Source organism: Streptomyces desertarenae (assembly GCF_042681365.1).
GTDB lineage: Bacteria > Actinomycetota > Actinomycetes > Streptomycetales > Streptomycetaceae > Streptomyces > Streptomyces desertarenae.
In genome coordinates this window covers 206,416-230,040 of the sequence record NZ_JBHUFU010000008.1, presented here as the reverse complement: position 1 = coordinate 230,040, position 23,625 = coordinate 206,416, and the positions used below count along the sequence as shown (strand labels likewise).

The following is a 23,625-nucleotide window of genomic DNA, read 5'->3' as shown; positions in this document are numbered from 1 at the left end:
CCGGCGTGGACGCGACCGGCGGTGGACCGCAGAGTGCCGGGCCGGCGATCCGCGGGACCCCGCGCGGGACGGGTTCCGAGAGAGCCGACCCGGCAGTGCGCGGGTGCGCGGACCCCCTCCGTCCGGGAAGGAGCCCGTGGCGGGGCGGGCCCCGGGCCCCGCTGAAGAGGGCCCAGGGTCCGCACACCGCCCTAGGTGCCGGGCCGCTTGGCGGGGAAGCCGTGCTTGTGCGCCTTGAGGACGACCGCGAGCACCGGTGCCAGGAGCAGCATCACGGCCCAGGGGAAGGAGTCGCTGCCGATCACGTCGAGCAGGACGCCGCCGATGATGCCGCCGCCCGCCATGGCGACGTTCCACAGGGTCACGAGCATCGCCTGCGCCGCGTCGGCGGCTTCCCCGCCGGCGTCGCCGGCGGCCGTCTGCAGCAGCGTGGGCACACCGCCCCAGCCCAGGCCCCACAGGGCGGAGGCGAGGTACACGAGGGCCGCGTTGTCGGCGACGACCGCGAGCAGTGCGGCGGCCACGGCGACCAGCAGGACGCTGGCGACCGTCAGCGAGCGCAGCCGGTGGTGGATCTGCGCCCCCACGATCCAGATGCTGACCAGTGAGGCGCCGCCGAAGACGAGCAGTACCAGATCGGTGTCGTCGCCCATGCCCAGGTCGTGGACGAACGTGGCGATGTAGGCGTACAGGATGGTGTGGGCCAGGACGAAGACGAGGACGACGAACAGCACCGGGGACACCCCCGGGACGCGCAGCGCCCCCAGCATCTTCGGCCGCTCACCGCGCCCCTGCCCCGGGTAGTCGGGCACACCCACGAAGATCCACAGCAGCAGCACCACCGTGAGCGCCGTCATCGACAGGAACGCCGCACGCCAGCCGAGCGCCGCGCCGAGGAAGGTTCCGGCGGGCACGCCGAGGGAGAGCGCCACCGGGATGCCCGCCATGGCGATGGCGATGGCCCTGCCCTGCAGGCGGACGGGGGCCATGCGCCTGGCGTACCCGACGAGCAGGGCCCAGGCCAGACCGGCGGCGATGCCCGCCACGAACCGCGCCACCATCGTCAGGCTGTAGACCGACGACAGGGCCGTGACGGTGTTGGCGACGGCGAAACCCGTCATCGACGTCAGCAGCAGCCGCTTGCGCCGCCAACCCGCAGTGGCGGCGCTCAGCGGGATCGCGGTCAGGACGGTGCCGATCGCGTAGATCGTCACGGTCTGCCCGGCCGCCGACTCCCTGACGTTCAGACCCTCGCTCATCGCGGGGAGGAGGCCGGCGGGAAGCGTCTCGGTGAGGCTGGTGATGAAGACGGCCGTGGACAGGGCCAGCAGGGCGAAGAGAGGCAGCTTCTCCCGCTCCTCGCCTCCGCCCTTACCAGGCGGCGCGGCACGGGTGCTCGTGCCGGAGGCGTCCGCGATGTCGGATGGGGTGCTCATGTGATGTACTCCGGGTCTCGGGGGACGTGGATGTCTTCTGCAAGCGGAGGGCGCGGCGCGGTCACGGGGTGCCGAGACCGCCGTCCACGGGAAGCCGGGCGCCGGTCGTGAACGTCGCGTCCGTCGCCAGGAACAGGGCGGCACGGGCCACCTCCTCGGCGGAGCCGAGACGGCCGAGCGGCGGCAGCGGCGCGGTGCCGTCCGCCGACGCCTCGATACAGCCCGGCGCCACCGCGTTGACACGGATGCCGCGGGAGGCCAGTTCGGCGGCGAACTCGTGCACGGCGGCCGGGGTGGTGAGCACGACCCCGCCGCCGTCCCTGAGGTACGGCAGCAGCGGGCGCGCCGTGGCCACGGTGTCGGCGAACACGAAGTCGACGCCCTCGCCGTCCGACCAGGGACCGTGCCCGACGGCGGCCGGAGTGACGACCCGGGCGGCGGAGCCCAACTCGGCGCTCGCGTACGCGCGCTCGTGCGGGGTGCCGGCGGCCAGCAGGACCTCCGCGCCCCCCTCCACGAGGCGCTTGGCGATGGCCAGGTCGATACTGGTGGCCTGGCCGACGACGACCGCCCTTCTCCCTGCGTACTTGGGCATGCCCGCCGCTCCCTTCCGGCGCCCTGTGCGTCCGGGAGCGCCATGTCATCCGGCGGACAAGACTGTGCGCCAAGGCGCTTCGGCCGAGCTTCGGAGCCGCTGACGGTCCGCTGACGGCCCCTTCGGGGGACGGACGGGGAGGACCGCGGACCGGACCGGACGTGTACGGTTGCTCACATGCGGTTTGGGGTGCTCGGACCACTCGCGGTGTGGGACGACAGGGGAGAGGCGATCAGGGTCCCCGAGGCCAAGGTCCGGACGCTGCTCGCGGACCTGCTCGCACACGGCGGGGATCCGGTCTCCGCGGACCGCCTCGTTCACGACCTGTGGGGCGGGGAGCCGCCGGGGAAGCCGACGGGAGCCCTCCAGGCCAAGGTCTCCCAGCTGCGCCGGGTCCTCGGCCGGGACCGTGTGGTGCGGGAGGGGCCGGGGTACCGCCTGCGGCTCGACCCGGCCGCCGACGAGGTGGACGCCGACCGCTTCCGCGCCCTCGTGGCCGAGGCCGGTTCCGTACGCGATCCCCACGCGCGCGCCGCGCTGCTCACCGAGGCCCTCGGCCTGTGGCGGGGGCCCGCGTACGCGGACTTCGCGGACGAGGAGTTCGCGCGGGGGCCCGCGCACCGCCTCGCGGAGCAGAGGCTGTCCGTCCTGGAGGAGCAGGCCGAGGCGCGCCTGGCGGCGGGGGACCACGTGCTCCTCGCGGGGGAGCTGGCCGACCTGGTGGCCCGGCACCCGCTGAGGGAACGCCTGCGCGCCGTCCAGATACGGGCGCTCTACCTCGCGGGCCGGCAGAGCGAGGCCCTCGCGTCGTACGAGGACCTGCGGGCCCACCTGGCCGAGGAGCTGGGCGTCGACCCCGGTCCCGAACTCGGCGCACTGCACCAGGCGGTACTCCGTCAGGACCCGGGGCTCCGCCGGGGCCCGGCCTCCGCGGCACCGGACCCCGCCCGGAACGGGACGGCTTCCGCGCCGGCCGCACCACCGCCCGCGCCGGCCCCCGAACCGTCCGAGCCGGCGTCCGGCACGGCGGGCGTGCCGACGGCGGCACCGCCTGCGGCGGACCCCACCTCGAACCTGCCCGTCCCGCTCACCCCCCTCATCGGCCGCGACCAGGCCCTCGCCCGGCTCTCCCGGCTCCTGGAGGCCGTGCGCCTGGCGACCCTCACCGGGCCCGGAGGCGTCGGCAAGACCCGCCTGGCCGTGGCGGCGGCCGCCACGTTGGCCGGCAGGCATCCCAACGGCGTCTGGCTGGTGGAGTTCGCGGGCGTCCGTGCCGGGACCAGCGCCGACCTCGCCCAGGTGGTCGCCGCCACCCTCGGCATCCGGGAGGACGCCCCCTCCGCGTTGCCGGGCAACGGGACCGGCGCCGCGGACCGGTCCCCCGCGCACCGCCTCGCCGCCGCGCTGCGGGACCGCCGCGCCCTGCTCGTCCTGGACAACTGCGAGCACGTCGTCGACGCCGCCGCCGAACTCGCCGAGCTGCTCCTGCGCACCGCCCCCGGCCTGCGCGTGCTGGCCACCAGCCAGGAACCGCTCGGCCTGGCGGGGGAGGCGGTGTTCCTGGTCGAGCCCCTGGGGACCGCCGACGCCGTACGCCTGTTCGCCGAACGCGCCGCCGCCTCCACCCCCGGCTTCCGCCTCGACCGGGAGGCGTCCGACCGCGAGGCCGTCGCCGAGATCTGCCGCCGCCTCGACGGCATCCCGCTCGCCCTCGAACTCGCCGCCACCCGGGTGCGCGTCCTGGGGCTGAGGGAACTGGCGGTCCGGCTCGGCGACCGGTTCCGGGTGCTGACCTCCCGGCAGCGCGGCGCGCCCGCCCGCCAGCAGACCCTGCGGGCGATGATCGACTGGAGCTGGGAGCTGCTCAGCGCGCCCGAGCGGATCGTCCTGCGCCGCCTCGCGGTGCACAGCGACGGCTGCGACCTGGAAGCCGCCGAGGCGACGTGCGCGGGCGAGGGCGTCGCCCGCGAGGAAGTGCTCGACCTGGTGACGCGGCTGGTCGACCGGTCACTGGTGGTCGTGGTGGACGGCCCCACCGGGCCCCGCTACCGGCTGCTGGAATCCGTCACCGCGTACGCGGCGGAACGGTTGCACGAGATGGAGGACCTCACCGCTGTACGCGACCGCCATCTGCGCTACTACCTCGCCCTCGCGGAACGTGCCGAGCCCCGGCTGCGGGGGGCGGACCAGCGGATCTGGCTCGCTCGCCTGGACGCCGAGGCCGGCAATCTACGCGCGGCACTCGACGAGGGGATCCGCCGGCCGGCCGAGGGAGGGGCCGCCGAGGCGGTGAGGCTCGCCACCGCCCTGTCCTGGTGGTGGCTGCTGCGCGGCCGCCTCACCGAGGCCCGCCGCAGCCTGGCGGCCGTCCTGGCCGCCGCCGACGGCAGCGCGCCCGAGATCGCCCTGTTGCACGCCGCGTTCGCGCTGCTCACCGGCGACCACACCGAGACGGACCTCGTCGCGGCCGCCGACGCCGTCCCCGACCCCGTGCGCCGCGCCCGTGCCCTGTGGCTGTGCGCGTACGGGATGTTCAGCGCGGGCGAAGCCGCTGCCGGCGGTGAGCTGAACACGCGCGCCCTCGACCTCTTCACCGCGGCGGGCGACCGGTGGGGGACTGCCGCCGCCCTCGGCCTGCGGGCGACACTCGCCCTGATCCGCGGGGACCTCACAGGACTCGGCCGCGACGGCTTGCGCAGCGCTGAACTCTTCCGCGGACTGGGGGACCGCTGGGGGGAGTTGCAGACCGTCTCGCCGCTCGCCGCGCTCGCCGAGATCAGGGGTGACTACGACGCCGCGGCACGTCGCCAGCGCGAGGGGCTGGGAATAGCGCGGGAACTGGGCCTGGAGACGGAGGTGTCGGCCCGGCTGTCCGGACTCGGCCGGCTCGCGTTGCTGGCCCGCGACTGGGAGCGGGGCCGTGACCTGCACGAGCAGGCGCGTCGCATCGCCGTGGAACAGGGCTACAAGTACGGCGAGATCCACTCGGAGATGGGCCTCGCGCTCGGCGCGCGCCGTTCCGGCGACCTCGACGCCGCCGAGGCGCACCTGCTGCACATCCGCGACGGCTACGCCGACGTGTCCTCGGAGGCGGGCGACCACCTGCTCCTCGCCGAGCTCGGCTTCGTCGCGGAGCTCCGCGGTGACGCGGACCGATCCGTCGCCCGCCACCTGCGCGGCCTGACCATCGCCCGTTCCCTGGGCGAGCCGCGCGCTCTCGCCCTCTCCCTGGAGGGCCTGGCGGGCGCGGCGGCGCTGCTCGGGTACGCGTACGGGCGCGCGGCCGCGTGCGCGGCGGTGCTGCTCGGGGCGGCGGACGCGGCGCGCCGCGGCCTGGGAGCCCCGCTGCCGGCCGCCGAGCGCGGCGACGTCGACCGCATCGCGGCAGCGGCTCGGGAGACCCTGGGCGAGGCCGCCTTCGCGGAGGCGTTCGAGCGCGGCGCACGGCTGACCGCCGAGGAGGCGGTGCGCCACGCGTGTGCGACGCTCGGCTGGCCGGCGGACGGTGCGGGGTGAGGGTGCCCCGCCGCCCCGGACCGCCGTCCGTCGCGGCCCGGATCCCCGCCCCTCAGCGGCGCGCGGACGGGCACAGCTCGATGTCCTCCTCGGCGCAGGGAATGATCGTCCGCACCATCGTGATGGTCCGCTCCGGGAGGTCGGCGTGGCTGTCGAGCGTCCAGGAGATGTACTGCGTGCCGAAGAAGGCGGACACCAGCACGGTGGCGAGCGTGGCGGGGGAGAAGGATTCGTCCCGTGGGCCCGCCTTCTTCCACCTCGCCAGCCAGGAAGTGATCAGGTCGGTGTACGCCTCGTACGGGACCGGGAGCCGGGCGCCGATCAACTGCCGCTCCAACTGCAGGCGTGCCCCCGCCTGGAGCACGGTCTCGTCGCGGAACGCCACGGCCGTCCGGACCAGGAGTTCGATCACGGAGCTGACCGGAGGGAGCCCCAACTCCTCGACGGAATCCGAGAGGGCTGCGATCCGGCGGTAGAACAGGTCGGTCACCGCGATGGCGAGGGTTTCCTTGTTGGCGTAGTGGAAGTAAACCGCGCCCTTGGTCATTCCCGCGGAGCGGGCCACGTCCGAAATGGTGACGGCGGGATACCCCTTGACGGCGAACGCCTTGGCGGCGGCGTTGAGCACGCGCTCCCGCGTCCGTACCGCCCGCTCCTGCTTGAGCGCCTTCTCCTGATGGGAAACCAGTGGCCATGAGGTCACGTGCTGTACCGTTCCGATGCTCTTCGCGGAAGTGACTTCCTGTTGCCTGCCGAGGTGATCCGGCGGGCTCCTGTCCGTCCGGCGCACCGGTGGTGCGCCGCCCCGTCCGGCCGTCGCTCCGCGCGACGTGCTCCGCGGCCGCCGACCGAGCCCCGGGCCCTTCCGGTCCGTCCACGCCCTGTGTGCGCCGGGGTCTTCGGGCCGTCGCCGTCCCGCCGGGAAACGGAACACTCCATGCCTTGCCTCGCCTCGGTTTCGGGCATAGTCGGCGGTTCGGTTACATACCGTTGGGAAGGAATCTTACTTGAAAATGGCGGAAAATCGAAGGCTCAAGTATGGCGTGATCGCGCTGAGCGGCGGCGTCAACAGGCGGGCGCGGGCCCCCGTTCACCGAGGAGCCCGCTCTTCTTCGAGCTCACAGGCTTCGCGGGGACATTCCGGGCCCCGGTTCCGGAAGCCGGAAGCGGGCAGCCGGGAGGGTTTCGCCGGAGACGTGCGATGCGTGGCGTGACTGGAAGTTGACGGTCGGTGCGCGGTGGCGCACCGCCATGACCGGCGCCGGCGCCCGCGCGGCTGCCGCGCACCGGGGTCGTGCGGTGCGCGGCGGGCCGGTGCTCACCGCGCGGTGGAGGGCCCCTCGCACCGGTCGGCCGGCGCCGTGGTGTTCTGCGAGAGCAACCGCAGTATCTGGCAGACCTGTTCGGTGCCGTTGCGGGGCTCGTCCGGCGGTACCGTGTAGTACGTACCGAAGATCAGCGACAGGACCAGCGAGCTGATCAGCTCCGGGCTGTGCGTGGCGGCCAGTTCCTCCTGCTCCTGCGCGTCGCTGATGATCCGGGTCAGTGCGTCCGACAGGTTGGCTATCACCGCCGGGGTCTCCCCTCGGGAGCACGCCTCCTCGCAGACGAGGCGGAGACCGGCGCGGAACCGGATGTCCGTGTGCATGCGGCACACGAAGCCGGCCGTGACGCGGTGCAGGTTCGTCAGGGGAGGGTCGCCGTCGCCCACCTCCTGCAGCAACTCGTGCCAGATCTGGTCGAGCGCGGAGGTGAACACGGCGGCAAGCGCGTCCTTGGAAGGGAAGTGGGCGTACAGAGCACCCTTGGTCATGCCGACATGGGCTGCGATGCGTTGCAGGTTGGCCCCTGCGTAGCCGTACCGCGAGAACTCGTCAGCCGACGCGTCTAAAAACCTTTCCTGAGTCCTGAGAGCTCTCTCTTGTTTCGCCATCATGCCCCTCCGGTGACGCTCGGTCACTCAGAATAACAGCCTCCGAAGAATTTTTTCCGAGTCGAGACCGAACCCCTTGCGGAGACCGGGAGATGGTGCGTCATACGAAGGCCGGTGCCGACGAAAGCTCCCGAACGGCGTCGAGGCGGGGGTTCGGATTATGGGCCCGGAGTCCCGCGGATTGCACGGGCGACACATTGGATAGCCTGGGGAAATGCTCCCCGAAGTCACCGCCACGCGCTATGTGACACCCCTGCGCGAGGGCGGCTCGCTGCCCGGCATCGTCGAGGCCGACGACCTGGGCACCTACGTCATGAAGTTCACCGGCGCCGGGCAGGGCCGCAAGACCCTGGTGGCCGAGGTGCTGTGCGGGCGGCTCGCCCAGCGGCTCGGCCTGCGCGTGCCCGACCTGGTCCGCATGCAGCTCGACCCGGTGATCGGCCTGGGCGAGCCCGACCAGGAGGTGCAGGAACTGCTGAAGGCCAGCGGCGGGCTGAACCTGGGCATGGACTTCCTGCCCGGCTCGATCGGCTTCGACCCGCTCGCCTACGCGGTGGGGCCCGGGGAAGCCGGGCGCGTGGTGTGGTTCGACGCCCTGGTGGGCAACGTCGACCGCTCCTGGCGCAACCCCAACCTGCTCGTCTGGCACGGCGACCTGTGGCTCATCGACCACGGCGCCACCTTGATCTGGCACCACAACTGGCCCACCGCGGCCAGGGCGGCCGACAAGCCCTACGACGCCTCCGACCACGTCCTGGCGCCCGCCGGCCCCGACATCGCCGCGGCCGCCGCCGAGCTGGCGCCGCGGGTGACGGCGGAGCTGCTGGCCGAGTGCGCGGCCGACGTCCCCGACGAGTGGCTGGCGGACGAGCCGGGGTTCGGCACGCCGGACGAGGTGCGGCGGGCCTACGTGGAGGTGCTGGCCGCGCGGGCCGGTACGGTCCACGAGCGGATCACCGTCGGGCGGCGCAGCCAGGACGGCCCCTCCAGGGCGCCGGGCTGGCTGCGGGACTGGGCGGAGGCCGTGAGCGGACTGAAGAAGGACGGAGGGGCGCGGTGAGCGGCCGCATGCCGGGACGCGCGGCGGAGCGCGACGTCTTCGAGTACGCCCTCCTGCGCGTCGTCCCGCGGGTCGAACGCGGGGAGACGATGAACGCCGGGGTGGTCCTCTACTGCCGCGCCCGGTCCTTCGTCGCGGCCCGCACCCATCTGGACGTCGGGCGGCTGAGGGCGCTCGACCCGGAGGCCGACGTCGACGGCGTGCGGGCGGCGCTGCACGCGGTGGAGTGCGTCTGCCGCGGTGGCGAGGGGGCCGGGCAGGCCGCCGGGGACGACGCCGGGCGGCGCTTCCGCTGGCTGGTGGCGCCCCGCTCCACGGTCGTCCAGCCGGGGCCGGTGCACACCGGGCTGACCGCCGATCCCGAGGCCGAGGCCGAGCGGCTGCTGGACCTGCTGGTGCGCTGACGGCGCCGGGTCCGCACCGGCCGGCTCCCCGGAACGCCGGAGCGGCCGGCCCGGCGGGCAGCGCCGTCCGAGGGGGCGCATGACAGTTGAGCATGCGCCCCCTCGCCGCCTCCGGGACCGGCCTCGGCGGAGCCCCGCCGCGGCCCGGCGCGCCCGCGGTGCGCGGCCCGGCGTGGGCTGGGCCTCACCGGTGCTGCCAGGCGTTGACAGAGCGTGTCCGTGCTTCTAGCGTCACGTCCACCGAAGGTACTAAGCGGTTGCTCACCCATTCGAGCGCGAGGAGACCAGCATGTCCACCACCGAGCAGCGCGTCGCGATCGTCACCGGCGGAGCCCGCGGCATCGGCGCGGCCACGGCCGTCCGGCTGGCCGCCGAGGGCCGGGCCGTCGCCGTACTCGACCTGGACGAGGCGGCCTGCAAGGACACCGTGGAGAAGATCACCGCCACGGGCGGCAGGGCCCTCGCGGTCGGCTGCGACGTCTCCGTCACCGAGCAGGTCGAGGCCGCCGTCGCCCGCGTCGCCGAGGAGCTGGGCGCGCCGACCGTCCTGGTCAACAACGCCGGCGTGCTCCGCGACAACCTGCTGTTCAAGATGAGCGACTCCGACTGGGACACCGTGATGAACGTGCACCTGCGCGGTGCCTTCCTGATGTCCCGGGCCTGCCAGAAGCACATGGTCGACGCGGGCTTCGGCCGGATCGTCAACCTCTCCTCCAGCTCCGCGCTCGGCAACCGCGGCCAGGCCAACTACGCCGCCGCCAAGGCCGGACTCCAGGGCTTCACCAAGACCCTCGCCAAGGAGCTCGGCAAGTTCGGCGTCACCGCCAACGCCGTGGCGCCCGGCTTCATCGCCACCGACATGACCGCCGCCACCGCCGCCCGCGTCGGCATGGGCTTCGAGGACTTCCAGAAGGCCGCCGCCTCCCAGATCCCCGTCCAGCGGGTCGGCAGGCCGGAGGACGTCGCCAACGCCGTCGCGTTCTTCACCGGCGAGGAGGCGGGCTTCGTCTCCGGCCAGGTGCTGTACGTGGCCGGCGGCCCGCTCGACTGACGGCCGGACGGACGACAGTCCGCCGGGGTGGACCACCAGGGAACGGAAAGACAACATGGCAGTGCAGGACAGCGGCAGGGTGGCCCTGATCACCGGGGCGAGCCGGGGCATCGGCTACGGCATCGCCGAGGCGCTCGTCGCCCGCGGCGACCGGGTGTGCATCACCGGCCGCAACGAGGACGCGCTCAAGGAGGCCGTCGAGCGCCTCGGCTCCGGCCGGGCCATCGGCGTCGCCGGCAAGGCGCACGACGAGGCCCACCAGGCGGAGGCCGTCGAACGCACCATGGAGGCGTTCGGGCGCGTGGACCACCTGGTCAACAACGCGGGCACCAACCCGGTCTTCGGGCCCATCGCGGAGCTGGACCTGAACGCGGCCCGCAAGGTCTTCGACACCAACGTGCTCTCCGCGCTCGGCTTCGCCCAGCGCACCTGGGCGGCGTGGCAGAAGGAGCACGGCGGCACCATCGTCAACATCGCCTCCATCGCCGGGCTGTCCGCCTCGCCCTTCATCGGCGCCTACGGCATCAGCAAGGCCGCGATGGTCAACCTCACCCTCCAGCTCGCGCACGAGTTCTCGCCGGGCGTGCGGGTCAACGCCATCGCTCCGGCCGTGGTGAAGACGAAGTTCGCCGCGGCGCTCTACGAGGGGCGCGAGGAGGAGGTCGTCAGGCGCTACCCGATGGGGCGGCTGGGCGAGCCCGGGGACATCGGGGGCGCGGCCGCCTTCCTGACCTCCGAGGAGTCGGGCTGGATCACCGGCCAGACCCTCGTGGTGGACGGCGGGATGCTCCTCAACGCCGGGGTGGAGTGACCGCCCGGCCCCCGAGGACGGAAGGAGGGGGAGGTTCCGCCGGCATACGTCCCCGAACCGGGACACAAGGCGGCGGGCCTCCCCCTCCGCGCGCTCCGCGTGCTGTCCGCGCCCGGTGCGGTGCGGTGCGGAACCCCTGATCTTGCCCGGTCCAGGAGCCTGTCAGCTCCGTCACATGCTGCGGTAAGGTCTGCCCCATCGTCGGCACGAGAGGCCTGCCGGAAACCCGCCGCAGGCGCGGACGCCCGCGCGCGCCGCAGCGCGCGCCACGCCTCGTCGGCCGGCGGTCTCCACCCCCCAGGCACTAGTGGCATCGCCGACCGAGGAGCGTACAAGTGTTCAGCCAGGACAAGCCTCTCAAGGGCGCAGCCGTGCTGGTGACAGCGACCCTGCTCGCCGGATGCGGCTCGCTGCTCGGAGAAGGCGAGACCGAGGACGCGATCGTGATCGGCACGACCAGCACGCCGAGCACCCTCGACCCGGCCGGCGCCTGGGACGGCTCGTGGGAGCTGTACCGGAACATCTACCAGACGCTGATGCACTTCCCGAACTCCAGCGGGAGCCCCGAGCCCGACGCCGCCCAGCACTGCGGGTTCACCGACACCGTCAGCAGCGTCTACCGGTGCGTCCTGAAGAAGGACCTGAAGTTCTCGGGCGGCAACCCGCTGAACGCCGAGGCGGTCAAGCACTCCTTCGAGCGCACGCTGGACATCGCGGCCGACAGCGGACCGGCCCAGCTGCTGCAGAGCATCGACCGCATAGAGACCTCGGGCGACCGGACGATCATATTCCACCTCAAGCGGCCGGACGCCACCTTCCCGCTGGTGCTCGCCACCCCCGCCGCCTCCATCGTCGACCCCGCCGTCTTCCCGGCCGACCGGCTGCTGGAGACGAGCGAGATCAGCGGCTCCGGCCCGTACCGCCTGCAGGACTACAAGGACGGCGAGTTCGCCGAGCTGGTGCGGAACGAGAGCTACAACGGCTCCGCCGAGGTCAAGAACACCGGCGTCACCGTCCGGTACTTCAAGGACTCCGCCAAGATGGTCGAGGACCTCAAGAAGGGCGAGGTCGACCTGACCTACCGCGGCCTGACCCCCGAGCAGATCACCGACTTCGAGAAGAACCGCACCGACTACCCGGACATCAAGCTCAACGAGGTCTACGGCACCGAGATCCGCTACCTGGTCTTCAACCCGCAGCACGAGGAGGTCTCCGACCCGGCCGTCCGCAAGGCCGTCGCCCAGGTCGTCGACCGCAAGGCGCTGGTCCGCAACGTCTACAAGCGCACCGCCGCCCCGCTGTACTCCATGGTCCCCGGCGGGATCACCGGCCACACCAGCGCCTTCTACGAGGAGTACGGCGAACCGGACGTGGAGAAGGCCAGGCAGACCCTCGCCCAGGCGGGGATCGGCGGCAAGGTCCGGCTGACGCTGTGGTACGCCACCGACCGCTACGGCGCCGTCACCGCCGACGAGTTCGGCGAGATCAAGCGGCAGCTGGAGGCCTCCGGGCTGTTCGAGGTCACCCTGGAGGGCCGCGAGTGGCGCGAGCTGCAGAAGGGGATCGCCGAGGGGAAGTACCCGGTGTTCGGCCGCGGCTGGTTCCCCGACTTCCCGGACGCCGACAACTACATCGCGCCGTTCGTCGGCGAGGAGAACGCCCTGGGCGCGCCGTACGAGCACAAGGTCCTCACCGGAACCCTGCTCCCCAGGTCCCGCAAGGAGAGCGACCGGGGCGCGGTCAGCGACGACTTCGGCCGGGCCCAGGAGATCCTCGCCGAGGACGCCCGGCTGCTGCCCCTGTGGCAGGGCAAGCTCTACATCGCCGCGCACGACGACATCGCCGGCGTGGAGTGGTGCATCGACTCCTCGACGATCATGCGGCTGTGGGAGCTGGACCGCAAGAAGAGCTGGTGAGCCCGGCCACGCCGCCGGCAACGCCCCGGTGACGCGCGGCTGTCGGCGCTCACCGGTACGTTCTGGGGTGCGCCGCGCGGCCGACGCGCGGCGCGCGGAAACCCACACCGGAGGTTGTCTCACGTGAACGGCATGCTGCCCGAGTCCTGGCAGAAGGTCCTCGGCGGGGAGCTGGAGAAGCCCTACTTCCAGGAGCTCACCGAGTTCGTCGAGGAGGAGCGGGCGCGCGGACCGGTCTACCCGCCCCGGGAGGAGGTCTTCGCGGCGCTGGCGGCCACCCCGTACGACCGGGTCAAGGTGCTGATCCTCGGGCAGGACCCCTACCACGGCGAAGGGCAGGGGCACGGTCTGGCGTTCTCGGTGCGCCCCGGTGTGCGCATCCCGCCGTCCCTGCGGAACATCTACAAGGAGATGCACGCGGACCTGGGCTGCCCCGTCCCGGACAACGGCTACCTGATGCCCTGGGCCGAGCAGGGCGTGCTGCTGCTCAACGCGGTGCTGACGGTCCGGGCCGGGGAGGCCAACTCCCACAAGGGCAAGGGCTGGGAGAAGTTCACCGACGCGGTCATCCGCGCGGTGGACGCCCGCCCCGACCCGGCCGTCTTCGTGCTGTGGGGCAACCACGCGAAGAAGAAGCTGCCGCTGATCGACACCCGGCGCCACGTGGTGGTGCAGGGCGCCCACCCCTCGCCGCTGTCGGCGAAGAAGTTCTTCGGCTCCCGCCCCTTCAGCCTGATCAACGAGGCGATCGCGGCGCAGGGCCACACCCCGATCGACTGGTGCATCCCCGACCTGGGGGACGCCTGACCGGGCCGGCGCGGGCCGGGCGGGCTCAGCCCGGCTCGTAGTCGAAGGCGTACGGGACGGACGGCTCGCCGTGCACGGCGGTGAAACCGCCCGTCCCGCGCAGGCCGGCCAGCTCGCCGGTGGCGGAGCCGGGCACCACCTCGAAGGTGCAGCGCACCGTCCCGTCCCCGTCGAAGGTGCCGTGCTCGGCGAGGACGAAGCTGCCCCGGCGGCCGCCGACGGTGCCGGTGACCAGCTCGTGGCCGGTGAAGCCGCCGGCCGGCCCGGGCCCGCCCGCGGTGTGGACGATGGTGTAGGCGCACGACGTCCCCGTGGCCTCGATCCCGCCGGTGAAGTGGTTGGTGGCGACGGCGGTGGCCAGCTTCGGACCGTCCGCGGATTCCGCGACGACCTTCTCCTGCCAGTCGGCGAAGGCGAAGCTGCCGGTGGTGTGCGTGGGCATGGGGCTCCTCTGCTGCGGTGGACGGCGCGGGCCCTCCCGCGCCGGACGCCACCACTGTCCCGCCCGTACCTGACACCTCCTGTCAGGTACGGGCGGCAGACTGGCGCCATGCGCGCCGACCGCCTGCTGCAGATGCTGCTCCTGCTCCAGAACCGGGGGCGGATGACCGCCCCGGAACTCGCCGCCGAGCTGGAGGTCTCCGTCCGCACCGTCTACCGCGACGCCGAGGCGCTCGCCGCCTCCGGGGTCCCCCTCCTCGCCGAGCGCGGGCCGGAGGGCGGCTACCGGCTCATGGAGGGCTACCGCACCCGGCTCACCGGCCTGACGGAGGCGGAGGCCGACTCCCTGGGGCTCGCCGGGACGCCCGCCGCGGCCGCCGAGCTGGGCCTGGGCGCCGGGCTGGCCACCGCCCAGCTCAAACTGCGCGCCGCGCTCCCCGCCCGGCTGGCGGAGCGCACCCGGCGCGTCTCCGAGCGCTTCCACCTGGACGCGCCCGCCTGGTTCCGGGACGCCGACCCCGTGCCGCACCTGGGACGTGTCGCCGAGGCGGTGTGGGAGCAGCGGACCCTGCGCGTCCACTACCGCCGGTGGCGCGGCGAGGTGCACCGCGGACTGCAGCCGCTGGGCCTCGTCCTCAAGGGCGGGATCTGGTACCTCGTCGCGCGTTCCGCGGACGGCGGCGGAGGCTCCGGGGAGGGGGACGGGGACGGAGCGGTGCGCACCTACCGCGTCTCGCGCATCCTGGCCGCCGGCGGCCCCGGCGAGCGCTTCGAGCGCCCCGCGGACTTCGGCCTCGCCGCGTACTGGGAGGGCGCCTCGCGCCGGCTGGAGGACGCCCGGTACCGCGGGGAGGCGCACCTGCGCGTCTCGCCGCGCGCCCTGCGGATGCTGCCCGTGCAGTTCGGGTCCGCGGGCGCGCGGGCCGCGGCGGAGGCCGGCGAACCGGAGGCGGACGGGTGGGTGCGGGTGGTCCTGCCGGTGGAGAGCACGCCCGTGGCGGTGAGCGACCTGCTGCGGCTGGGTACGGACGCCGAGGTGCTCGGGCCCGGCGGACTGCGCGAGGCGGTGGCGGACGCGGTGGGGGAACTCGCCCGCCGGTACGGGCGGAGCACCGGAGAGGGAACCTGATTCCCGGCCCGGGCGGCCGGAACCGGGCCCGGGACGCCGGGCGCGCGAGGCAGACGGGAGAGGCCATGGCGGGACAGCGGCGGGGACCGGGGGAGGAGGGGGCGGGCACCTCGGGACCGGAACCGACGGTGGCGGTCAGGATCGGCCAGGCGGTGGTGCTCCACCGGGGCGGGGACCGGGAGGAGGCCCGCAACCGGCTGGCACGCCTGTGGGAGGAGGCCGGCGCGGCCGGCGACCCGTTCCTCCGCTGCCTCCTCGCCCACCACCTGGCCGGGGTCCAGGACGACCCGGCGGCCGGGCTGGAGTGGCAGCGGCGCGCCCTGGCCGCCGCCCGCGGTCCGGTGGCGGGACGGGGCCCGTCGCCGCGCTCCCTGCTCCCCTCGCTCCACCTGGGGCTGGCGGAGTGCCACGCGCGGCTGGGCGACCGCGCCGCGGCCCGCCGCGAGCTGGCGCGGGCCCGGAGCGCGGCAGAGGGCCCGCCCGGCGGCGCACCCGGTGGAGGGGCGGACGGCCGCGAGCACGCGGAGGCCTACAGAGCGCTCGTCGGGGCGACCGCCGGACGCCTGGAGAGGTGGCTGGCGGCGACCGGGCACCGGGCCGGGCCGCCGGAGCGCTTCGACGGCCCGGCTCAGCCGCCGTAGACCTCCCGGCAGATCCGGGCCTGCTCGCTGCCCGGTCCCCAGCCTCCGTGGCGTTCGCCGAGCCCGCACACGTCGGCACCCGGCCACGGTGGAGCAGCCGGGGTGGCGGGGACGGCGCGGGGCGGGGCGGGGGAGGGGCGTCCGGGCCGCGGGGCCGGCCGAGCGGCCGGGGGAGCGGGAGCGGCGGACGGGGCGGGGCGGGCGCTCCCGGGCAGTGGTCCGCGCCGTGCGGGGCCGGGGGCGCCGGGGGCCGGGCCCGCCTCCTCCGGCACCCTGGCCAGGGCCTCCCGGGCCGGTGCGGGGGTCCAGGACGCCTCCTGCGCGCGGTCGGCAGACGGGCGGCCGGAGGGCGGGGGCGGCGGGCTCTCCTCCCGGGGGTGCCCACCGGCCACCGTCACGCATCCGGAGGCCGCGGCCAGGGCGGCTCCGGTCAAGAGCAGAGCGCCGGTGATGGTTCGCACCCCGCCCACTGTGCTGCACGGGGCCGCCGCCGGGTACTCCCCGCAGGGGTGACCCCGGGGGCCGGACGGGCGGTCCGGGGAGACCGGGCGTCAGCCGCCCAGCATGCCCCGCAGCAGTTCGCCCAGCCCGGTCCGCAGCTCCTCCGGGTCCGGCACCGCCGAATGGTGGGAGCCCGCCGCGCAGGCGAACATCATCCCCTCGCACCAGGCGATCAGCGACAGCGCGTGCCGTTCGGGCGCGGCCGATCCCGCGGCGGCCATCACCGCCACCAGCGGCTCGCGGAAGGCGCCGGTGCCGGCCCGGTCGTAGACGGCCCGCAGGGCGGGGCGGCGGGTCGCCTCCAGGGCCAGCTCGTAGCGGGCGACCGCCAGGCGGCGGTGCCGGGTGAGGTAGCGGTGCAGGGCCTCGGCCACCACCCGGGCCATCGCCTCCGGGCCGGCGTCGGGGCCGGGGACCCGGCGGGGGGCCAGGATCTCCGCCTCCCGGTCGGCCAGCCGCCGCACCGCCGCCTCCAGCAGGGCCTCGCGGGTGCGGGCGTGGTTGGAGGTGGAGCCCTGCGGCAGTCCGGCGGCCTCGTCCACGGCCCGGTGGGTCAGGCCGCGCAGACCGCGCTCGGCCAGCAGGCCGATCGCGGTGTCGGCGATCAGTTCGGCGCGGGACGAGCCGGAGGGGCGTGCGGTCCGGGCGGCCCGTGTGGACGCGGGGGGCCGTGGGGAGGGGGGCGTGCCGGAAGCCATGCCGCCAATCTACCGCTCTCACTACAGCTGTAGTAGCGTCGTAGGTGTCACTACATCTGTAGTGACGGTGCTCCGCAGGGAAGGACCCCGCCATGCCTCAGCCCCGAGCCGTCGTCGTCGGAGCCGGAATCGGCGGTCTGGCCGCCGCCGCGGCCCTGCACCGCCGCGGATGGGCGGTCACCGTCCTGGAGCGCGCGCGCTCCCTGGAACCGGTCGGCGCGGGCATCGCCCTGGCCCCCAACGCCCAGCGGGCCCTGGACGTCGTCGGCCTCGGCGACGCCGTCCGCGCCATGTCCGCCCGGCAGGACGAGGGCGGGTTGCGCACCCCCTCGGGCCGCTGGCTCTCCCGCACCACCCAGCAGGCGGCGGCCGAGCGCTTCGGCGGCCCCGTCGTCGTCGCCCACCGCCCCGACCTCGTCGCCCTCCTCGCCTCGCGCCTGCCCGAGGGCGCCCTGCGCACCGGCACCCCGGCCGAGGTGACCGACCCCGGCACCGGGGAGCGGCCGGCGACCGTGCGCACCGCGGACGGCGAGGAGCTCACCGCCGACCTCGCCGTCGCCGCCGACGGCCTGCGCTCCGCCACCCGGCACACCCTCTTCCCCGGCCACCCCGGGCCCCGCTACGCCGGCTTCACCGCCTGGCGGTTCGTCGTCCCCGCACCCGAGCGGCCCTTCGCCCCCCACGAGACCTGGGGCCGCGGCACGCTGTGGGGCACCGTCCCGCTGCACGACGGCCGGGTGTACGCCTACGCCACCGCCACCGTCCCCGCCGGAGGACGGGCACCGGACGGCGAGCGGGCCGAACTGCTGCGCCGCTTCGGCGGCTGGCACCGCCCCGTGCCCGAGCTGATCGCCGCCGCACCGGACGACGCCGTCCTGCGCAACGACGTGTACCGCATTGCCGAACCGCTGCCCGCCCACCACCGCGGCCGCACCGCGCTGCTCGGCGACGCCGCCCACGCCATGGCGCCCAACCTCGCCCAGGGCGGCTGCCAGGCCCTGGAGGACGCCGTCGTCCTCGCCCACCACGCCGCCCCCGACGCCGCCGGCACCCCGCGGGCCCTGGCCGCCTACACCCGCGACCGGCTGCCCCGCACCACGGAGGTGGTGCGCCGGTCCGCCCGGGTGGCCCGGCTGGCCGGTGTCTCCGCAGGCCCCCTCCGGGCCCTGCGCGACACCGCCCTCGCCGCGGTCGGCCGGTTCGGGCCGGGCCCGGCCCTGCGCAGCCTGGACGGCATCGCCGACTGGCGCCCGCCGGAGCCGTATGCTGCCGGGGCACACGGGACGTCCCCGGCGGGTGCGGACCGGGGGTGACCGCACAGGGCGACCGGACCAGGCCGGGCCCGGCGAACGGACAGGGGAGACCACGTGAAGGTCGGTGTGATCGGACTCGGCGACATCGCGCACAAGGCGTACCTGCCGGTGCTCACCGCCCGGCCGGGCCTGGAGCTCCACCTCCACACCCGCACCCGCGCCACCCTGGAGCGCACCGCCGAGGCCCACCGCATCCCCGCGCGGCAGTGCCACGCCGACCTCGACGGCCTGCTCGCCGCCGGTCCGGACGCGGCCTTCGTCCACGCCCCGACGTCCGAGCACCCCGCCATCGTCGCCCGGCTGCTCCGGGCCGGGGTGCCCACGTACGTCGACAAGCCGCTCGCCTACCACCTGGCCGAGGCCGAGCAGCTGGTCCGCCTCGCCGGGGAGCGGGGCGTGTCGCTCGCCGTCGGCTTCAACCGCCGCCACGCGCCCGGCTACGCGCAGTGCCTGGAGCACCCGCGCGAGCTGGTGCTGATGCAGAAGAACCGGGTCGGACTGGCCGCCGCACCGCGCGACGTGGTCTACGACGACTTCATCCACGTCGTCGACACCCTCCGCTTCCTGCTGCCCGGCCCGGCCCGGCACGTGGACGTCCGCGCCCGCGTCCGGGACGGACTGATGCACCACGTGGTGCTCCAGATGTCCGGCGACGGGTTCACCGCGATCGGCGTGATGAACCGGACGAGCGGCAGCGCCGAGGAGGTGCTGGAGGTCTCCGGGCAGGACGCCAAGCGCCAGGTGCTCAACCTCGCGGAGGTCGTCGACCACAGGGGGCAGCCCAGCATCCGCCGCCGCGGGGACTGGGTGCCCGTGGCGCGGCAGCGCGGCATCGAGCAGATCACCCTCGCCTTCCTCGACGCGGTGCGCGCCGGGAGGCTCCTGAGCGCCGAGGACGCCCTGCGCACCCACGAGCTGTGCGAGCGGATCGTCACCGCCGCGCTGGAACAGGACGCCTGACGGCACCGGCCTCCCCGGCCCGCCCGCCGCCGCGCCGGCGCTCCGGCCCCCGCCGCACCCGCCCGGCGGCCCACGCCCCGGCCCCGGCGCCGGCCGCCGCCGCCAGCGCCCCCAGCGCGGCGGCCGGCACCCAGTCCCCGAACCGCGCGTACGGGCTGGTGCCCGAGGCGAGCGGCACCTCGTACACCGCCGTGCCGCTCCGGTCGGTGCCCAGCCGCGCGCCCACCGGCTCCCCGCGCGGCCCGTGCGCCGCGCTCACCCCGGTCAGCGTGGCGTGCACCACCGGACGCCAGGCCTCGGCCGCCCGCAGCGCCGCCAGGGAGGCGTGCTGCCGCGGTGCCCAGCTCTCCTGGAAGGACGACGTCGCCGACTGGGCGACCAGCAGCCCGGCGCCGTCGCGCACCAGCGTCCGGCCCATGTCGGGGAAGGCCGACTCGAAGCAGACCAGCGGGCCGACCCGCACGCCCTGCGCCCCGGCCCGCACCACCACCGGGGCGTCCCCGCGCCTGCGGTCCTCCTCGGCGGCCCGGCCCACCGCCGTCGCCCAGCCCAGCAGGGAGCGGGCCGGGACGTACTCGCCGAACGGGACCAGCCGCATCTTGTCGTAGCGGTCCCCGGTGGGGCCGTCCGGGCCGACCAGCACCGAGCTCTTGAAGACGCCCGGCCGGTCCGGGCGCCGCGCGTCCACGTTGACCAGCAGCGGCGCCCCCACCCGCGCCGACAGCGCCGCCAGCCGCTCCCGCAGGTCCGGCCGGCCGTCCAGGTCGCGGCCGACGCTGCTCTCACCCCACACCACCAGGTCCGCGCCGCGGCCCGCCAGGGAGCGGGTCAGCCGCTCGCCGGCATCGAACCGGGCGTCCGGGCCCGCCACCACCCCCGGCTGCACCACCGCGACCCGCACCGTGCCCGCCGGGCGGGGCTGCGGGGCCCACATCCACGCCGCGGCCGGGACCAGCGCGCACACCGCCGCGGCGGCCACCGCCGCCGTCCTGGCCCGCGGCGCCGCGGCGGCCGGCAGCACCAGCGCCGTGTTGACGGCCACCACCCACACGGTGACCAGCCACACCCCGCCCAGCGAGGCCAGCCGCAGCGCCGCCGGAACCTGCCACTGACCGGCCCCCAGCAGCGCCCACGGCCCGCCCAGGTACTCCCAGGAGCGCACCAGCTCGGCCGCCAGCCACGCCGAGGGCAGCAGCACCACCGCGGCCAGGGCCCGCCCCGGCCCCGGCGCGCCCGCCAGCAGGTGCCGCACCAGCCAGCCCCAGGGCGCCCACAGCAGCCCCAGCAGCACCGCCGCCACCACCAGGAAGACGTGCAGGTTCGGCGCCAGCCAGTGGTGGGTGGCCAGCAGGAAGCCGGCGCCGCCCAGCCAGCCCTCCACGGCGGCCCGGCGGCCGCCGTCCGCCGAGCGCAGCAGCAGCATCCACGGCACCAGCGCGGCGTAGGCCCACCACCACAGCGACGGGGCGGGGAACGCCAGGGCGGGCAGCGCGCCGGCCCCCACCGCGAGCACGCCCCGCCGCCACCGGGACCCGCGGAGCACCCCCATGACGCGCCTCCTCGCCTCGTCCGGGGCCGCCCGGGGTTCCGGGCGGCCCCCACCGGGTAGCCCTTCCCGGGAACCGCCCGCCGAAGGCCCGGACGGACGGGATCAGCCCGCGCCCCGCCCCCGGCGGCGGTCGACCCACCTGGCCGCGCACACGGTCAGGACCGAGAGCAGCACCAGCGCCCCGACACCCGGGTGCAGGACCGTCAAGACGGGGACCAGGAACGCGCAGACGCCGACGAGCAGCCACAGCCGCCGCGACGGCCCGGGGTCGGCGTCCCGGACGGCGTCCGGTGGGACGACGGCCTCGGGGCCGCGGCCCGGCCCGGGGCCGGCGCACTCGCGGAACTCGCGGAAGGCCTCGGCGAGCCGGGCGTCCCGGAGCAGTACCCGTTCGGTCTCGTGCAGGATGCGGAGTTCTCGGAGGGTGAGGCGGGAGTCTTTCATGGTCTCGGCTCGGCTCGCTCGGCGCCGGGAACGGCGGGGGAAACGGGATGTCGGTCCCACGAGTACCCCACCCGAGCGGGTGAATCTCCCCTTTCCCGACGAATCGCGGCAGCCCGGGCGGACAGCTCCGGGTGCGCACGGAACCGGGCGCGCCGGGCCCGTGCGCGTTCCCGGTGCCCCGCCCCGGCCCCGGGCGGGCCCGGGGCCGGGACTCAGCGGTCGCGGTAGCGCAGGAGCAGCATCGCCGCGTCGTCGTGCAGCGGGCCGCCGACGTGGGCCACCAGATCCCTGCGCAGCGCCTCCAGCGCGGTGTCCGGGCCGGCCTCCCGCAGGAGGAACGAGCGCCGCACGAGCGGGTAGAAGACGCCTTCCGGATCCCGCGCCTCGGTGACGCCGTCGGTGTACAGCAGCATCTGGTCGCCGGGGGCGAGCGACACCCCGTAGGGTTCGGGCGGCTTGAGGTCGAGCCCCATGCCCAGCGGCGGCGAGGTCTCGGGCGGTTCCGCCGGGTGGGCCGTGCCGTCCGCCCGGACCACCAGCGGCGAGGGATGGCCGTGGTTGAGCAGGGTGACCGAGCGGTCCTCGTGCGCCTCGGCCAGCACCGCGGTGACGAACCGCTCCGCCGGCATGTGCCGGTTGACGGACCTCTCCAGCCGGGCGCTCACCGCCGTGAGGTCGGGCTCGTCGTAGGCGGCCTCCCGGAACGCGGCCAGCACCACCGCGGCCGTCTCCACCGCCTCCAGGCCCTTGCCCTGCACGTCGCCCACGATCACCCGGACCCCCGAGGGCGAGTTGACGACCTCGTACAGGTCGCCGCCGATCCGCGCCTCGGCCACCGCGGAGGTGTAGGAGACCGCCACCCGCAGGTGGCCCGCCGCCCGCGGCACCGGGCGGAGCAGCACCCGCTGGGCGACCTCCGCGATCGACCGCACGCTGGCCAGCTCCGCCTCGCGCCGCTGCCGGACGGCCGCCGCGGCCAGGCCGGCCACCGCGACCCCGGCCACCGAGGCCAGGGCCGTGCTGCCGCGCAGCGTCCACAGCAGGTCGTTGAACGCGGCCAGGCACAGGCACAGCAGCAGGGCCAGCAGTCCGATGAGCGCGGTGCGGCGCATGTCGCCGACGAGGCTGGCGAAGGCGGGGCCCAGGGATAACAACGGCAGGAACCCCGCGCCGGGTCCTGCCGCCACGTCCACCAGGGCGACGACGGCCATGGACGCGAACGGGAGGACGGCGAGCAGGCGGTAGCTGTCGTCGTTGCGCTCGGCCAAGGTGAACTCCGGGGATCGGTGCGGGTGTCCCGCGGTTGCCTGTACCAAGCTTCCCAGCCGGGGGCGGTGCGGGAAAGCGAGGGGGTGGACACACCCCCGCACGGCTGCCGCAGGCCCGGCCCCAGGGCCCGGTCAGCCGTGTGCGCCGCGCAGCGCGTAGTACGCCCGCAGCGCGGCCTCGCCGCCCGAGCCCGCCGCCGTCATGATCCGCTGGGCGCGCGCCGACCGCAGGTCGCCCGCCACGTGGACGCGCGGATGCTGCCGGTCCGGCGGGCAGTAGCCGTCGGCTCCCCGCACCAGCCCCTGCGGGGGACCCGCGGCGGCGCTGCCGAGGTTGAGGTGGACCGCGTCGGCCTCCCGCCGCAGCACCCGGCCCTCCGCGGTGGTCAGCTCCACCGCGATCCGGCCGGGACCCGCTCCCCTCCGCCCCCGGTCCGTCCCCCGCACGGCCGACAGGACCGCCCGCCGCACCGGCACCGGCTCGACGCGCGGGTCGGCGCGCACCTCGTCGATCTTGTAGCCGTCCGGGGGCGGGTACGCCACCAGGAAGCGGGCCGCCACCCCCGGGGCCGCGCGCAGCGCGGTGCCCAGCGGCCGGTCGGCGCCCAGCACGAGCACCGTCCGGCCCGCCCACCGGTCGGGCTCCGCCTCCCACAGCGGGACGGTGGCGAGCCCCGCGGGGTCGTGGAGCCAGTCGGCCTGCGCCGGGCCCAGCGGGACGGTGCCGGTGGCGACGACGGCGTGCGCGGCCGTGCGGACCGCCCCCGACTCCAGCGTGACGGCCACACGGTCGTCGTGCGCGGCGAGCCGGACCACGCGCGCGCCGTACTCGACCCGGCACCCCCGGGCCCGCGCCACGTCGGCGGCCGCCGCCGCGGCGAACCGCGGCCCGGAGGAGAAGCCGCCCAGCACGTTCTCCAGGGCGGGGACGTACCGCAGCCTGCCGCACAGCTCCCCCCGCGCCTCCAGCAGCAGCGTGCGCAGGCCCACGCTCGCCGCCATCACGGCCGCCGCGCAGCCGGCCGGACCGCCGCCCACGACCAGCAGGTCCGGTTCCCCGGGGCGCGCCCCGCCGGCCCGCGCGCCCACCGGTCCGCCCGCTGTCCCGTCCGCCATCCGGCCCGTCACCCCGTCCGCCGCCCATCCGCCACT

General features: G+C 75.4%; 21 protein-coding genes. 11 read left to right on the top strand and 10 right to left on the bottom strand.

Annotated elements, in window-relative coordinates:
- Window positions 1-191: 191 nt before the first annotated feature.
- On the bottom strand, window positions 192-1,436 hold the full coding sequence (locus ACFSJS_RS15720) for an MFS transporter (RefSeq protein WP_380900707.1): 1,245 nt from the start codon (window positions 1,434-1,436) through the stop codon (window positions 192-194).
- 61 nt (window positions 1,437-1,497) lie between these two features.
- The gene (locus ACFSJS_RS15715; protein WP_380900705.1) at window positions 1,498-2,031 is read right to left on the bottom strand and encodes an SDR family oxidoreductase; all 534 of its coding nucleotides are present in this window, start codon (window positions 2,029-2,031) and stop codon (window positions 1,498-1,500) included.
- 177 nt (window positions 2,032-2,208) lie between these two features.
- On the opposite strand from ACFSJS_RS15715, the gene ACFSJS_RS15710 reads away from it, so the two are divergent.
- On the top strand, window positions 2,209-5,547 hold the full coding sequence (locus tag ACFSJS_RS15710; RefSeq protein WP_380900703.1) for an AfsR/SARP family transcriptional regulator: 3,339 nt from the start codon (window positions 2,209-2,211) through the stop codon (window positions 5,545-5,547).
- Between the two features lie 52 nt (window positions 5,548-5,599).
- Here ACFSJS_RS15710 and ACFSJS_RS15705 read toward each other — a convergent pair whose 3' ends face one another.
- The gene (locus tag ACFSJS_RS15705; RefSeq protein ID WP_380900701.1) at window positions 5,600-6,250 is read right to left on the bottom strand and encodes a ScbR family autoregulator-binding transcription factor; all 651 of its coding nucleotides are present in this window, start codon (window positions 6,248-6,250) and stop codon (window positions 5,600-5,602) included.
- Between the two features lie 615 nt (window positions 6,251-6,865).
- On the bottom strand, window positions 6,866-7,480 hold the full coding sequence (locus tag ACFSJS_RS15700) for a TetR family transcriptional regulator (protein WP_380900820.1): 615 nt from the start codon (window positions 7,478-7,480) through the stop codon (window positions 6,866-6,868).
- A 214-nt stretch (window positions 7,481-7,694) separates the two neighbouring features.
- On the opposite strand from ACFSJS_RS15700, the gene ACFSJS_RS15695 reads away from it, so the two are divergent.
- From ACFSJS_RS15695 to ACFSJS_RS15670, 6 genes are all read left to right on the top strand, one after another.
- Window positions 7,695-8,540 carry a HipA family kinase gene (locus ACFSJS_RS15695; RefSeq protein WP_380900699.1) on the top strand — a complete coding sequence of 282 codons (846 nt, stop codon included), beginning with the start codon at window positions 7,695-7,697 and terminating at the stop codon, window positions 8,538-8,540.
- 8 nt (window positions 8,541-8,548) lie between these two features.
- Window positions 8,549-8,944 (top strand): DUF3037 domain-containing protein, encoded by a 396-nt coding sequence (locus tag ACFSJS_RS15690; protein WP_380900818.1) that lies wholly within the window; start codon window positions 8,549-8,551, stop codon window positions 8,942-8,944.
- A 289-nt stretch (window positions 8,945-9,233) separates the two neighbouring features.
- Window positions 9,234-9,995, top strand: coding sequence for a 3-oxoacyl-ACP reductase FabG (gene fabG / locus ACFSJS_RS15685; protein ID WP_380900697.1), 762 nt, complete (start codon window positions 9,234-9,236; stop codon window positions 9,993-9,995).
- A 55-nt stretch (window positions 9,996-10,050) separates the two neighbouring features.
- The gene (locus ACFSJS_RS15680) at window positions 10,051-10,806 is read left to right on the top strand and encodes an SDR family oxidoreductase (protein WP_380900695.1); all 756 of its coding nucleotides are present in this window, start codon (window positions 10,051-10,053) and stop codon (window positions 10,804-10,806) included.
- Window positions 10,807-11,141: 335 nt separating this feature from the next.
- Window positions 11,142-12,722, top strand: a complete 1,581-nt coding sequence (locus tag ACFSJS_RS15675; RefSeq protein WP_380900693.1) for an ABC transporter substrate-binding protein — start codon at window positions 11,142-11,144, stop codon at window positions 12,720-12,722.
- A 132-nt stretch (window positions 12,723-12,854) separates the two neighbouring features.
- Window positions 12,855-13,529 carry a uracil-DNA glycosylase gene (locus ACFSJS_RS15670; RefSeq protein ID WP_380900816.1) on the top strand — a complete coding sequence of 225 codons (675 nt, stop codon included), beginning with the start codon at window positions 12,855-12,857 and terminating at the stop codon, window positions 13,527-13,529.
- A 25-nt stretch (window positions 13,530-13,554) separates the two neighbouring features.
- Here ACFSJS_RS15670 and ACFSJS_RS15665 read toward each other — a convergent pair whose 3' ends face one another.
- Window positions 13,555-13,971, bottom strand: coding sequence for a DUF3224 domain-containing protein (locus ACFSJS_RS15665; protein WP_380900691.1), 417 nt, complete (start codon window positions 13,969-13,971; stop codon window positions 13,555-13,557).
- 108 nt (window positions 13,972-14,079) lie between these two features.
- Here ACFSJS_RS15665 and ACFSJS_RS15660 point away from each other — a divergent pair, with 108 nt between their 5' ends.
- Together ACFSJS_RS15660 and ACFSJS_RS15655 are read left to right on the top strand one after the other, a co-directional pair.
- Complete coding sequence (locus ACFSJS_RS15660) at window positions 14,080-15,099, top strand: helix-turn-helix transcriptional regulator (RefSeq protein WP_380900689.1); 1,020 nt, start codon at window positions 14,080-14,082, stop codon at window positions 15,097-15,099.
- 65 nt (window positions 15,100-15,164) lie between these two features.
- Window positions 15,165-15,740 carry a hypothetical protein gene (locus ACFSJS_RS15655; protein ID WP_380900687.1) on the top strand — a complete coding sequence of 192 codons (576 nt, stop codon included), beginning with the start codon at window positions 15,165-15,167 and terminating at the stop codon, window positions 15,738-15,740.
- Between the two features lie 551 nt (window positions 15,741-16,291).
- Here the strand turns inward: ACFSJS_RS15655 and ACFSJS_RS15650 are convergent.
- On the bottom strand, window positions 16,292-16,939 hold the full coding sequence (locus tag ACFSJS_RS15650) for a TetR/AcrR family transcriptional regulator (protein ID WP_380900685.1): 648 nt from the start codon (window positions 16,937-16,939) through the stop codon (window positions 16,292-16,294).
- Between the two features lie 92 nt (window positions 16,940-17,031).
- Here ACFSJS_RS15650 and ACFSJS_RS15645 point away from each other — a divergent pair, with 92 nt between their 5' ends.
- Together ACFSJS_RS15645 and ACFSJS_RS15640 are read left to right on the top strand one after the other, a co-directional pair.
- The gene (locus tag ACFSJS_RS15645; RefSeq protein WP_380900683.1) at window positions 17,032-18,252 is read left to right on the top strand and encodes an FAD-dependent monooxygenase; all 1,221 of its coding nucleotides are present in this window, start codon (window positions 17,032-17,034) and stop codon (window positions 18,250-18,252) included.
- Window positions 18,253-18,306: 54 nt separating this feature from the next.
- A complete protein-coding gene (locus tag ACFSJS_RS15640; RefSeq protein ID WP_380900681.1) occupies window positions 18,307-19,212 on the top strand; it encodes a Gfo/Idh/MocA family protein in 906 nt (301 codons plus the stop codon).
- Here the strand turns inward: ACFSJS_RS15640 and lnt are convergent.
- From lnt to ACFSJS_RS15620, 4 genes are all read right to left on the bottom strand, one after another.
- Window positions 19,184-20,761 carry an apolipoprotein N-acyltransferase gene (gene lnt / locus ACFSJS_RS15635; RefSeq protein WP_380900679.1) on the bottom strand — a complete coding sequence of 526 codons (1,578 nt, stop codon included), beginning with the start codon at window positions 20,759-20,761 and terminating at the stop codon, window positions 19,184-19,186. The genes ACFSJS_RS15640 and lnt overlap by 29 nt on opposite strands.
- A 102-nt stretch (window positions 20,762-20,863) precedes the next feature.
- Window positions 20,864-21,205, bottom strand: coding sequence for a hypothetical protein (locus ACFSJS_RS15630; RefSeq protein WP_380900677.1), 342 nt, complete (start codon window positions 21,203-21,205; stop codon window positions 20,864-20,866).
- Between the two features lie 212 nt (window positions 21,206-21,417).
- Entirely contained in the window at window positions 21,418-22,416 is a 999-nt protein-coding gene (locus ACFSJS_RS15625; RefSeq protein WP_380900814.1) for a PP2C family protein-serine/threonine phosphatase, read from the bottom strand.
- 189 nt (window positions 22,417-22,605) lie between these two features.
- Complete coding sequence (locus ACFSJS_RS15620; protein WP_380900675.1) at window positions 22,606-23,589, bottom strand: FAD-dependent oxidoreductase; 984 nt, start codon at window positions 23,587-23,589, stop codon at window positions 22,606-22,608.
- Window positions 23,590-23,625: the final 36 nt, after the last annotated feature.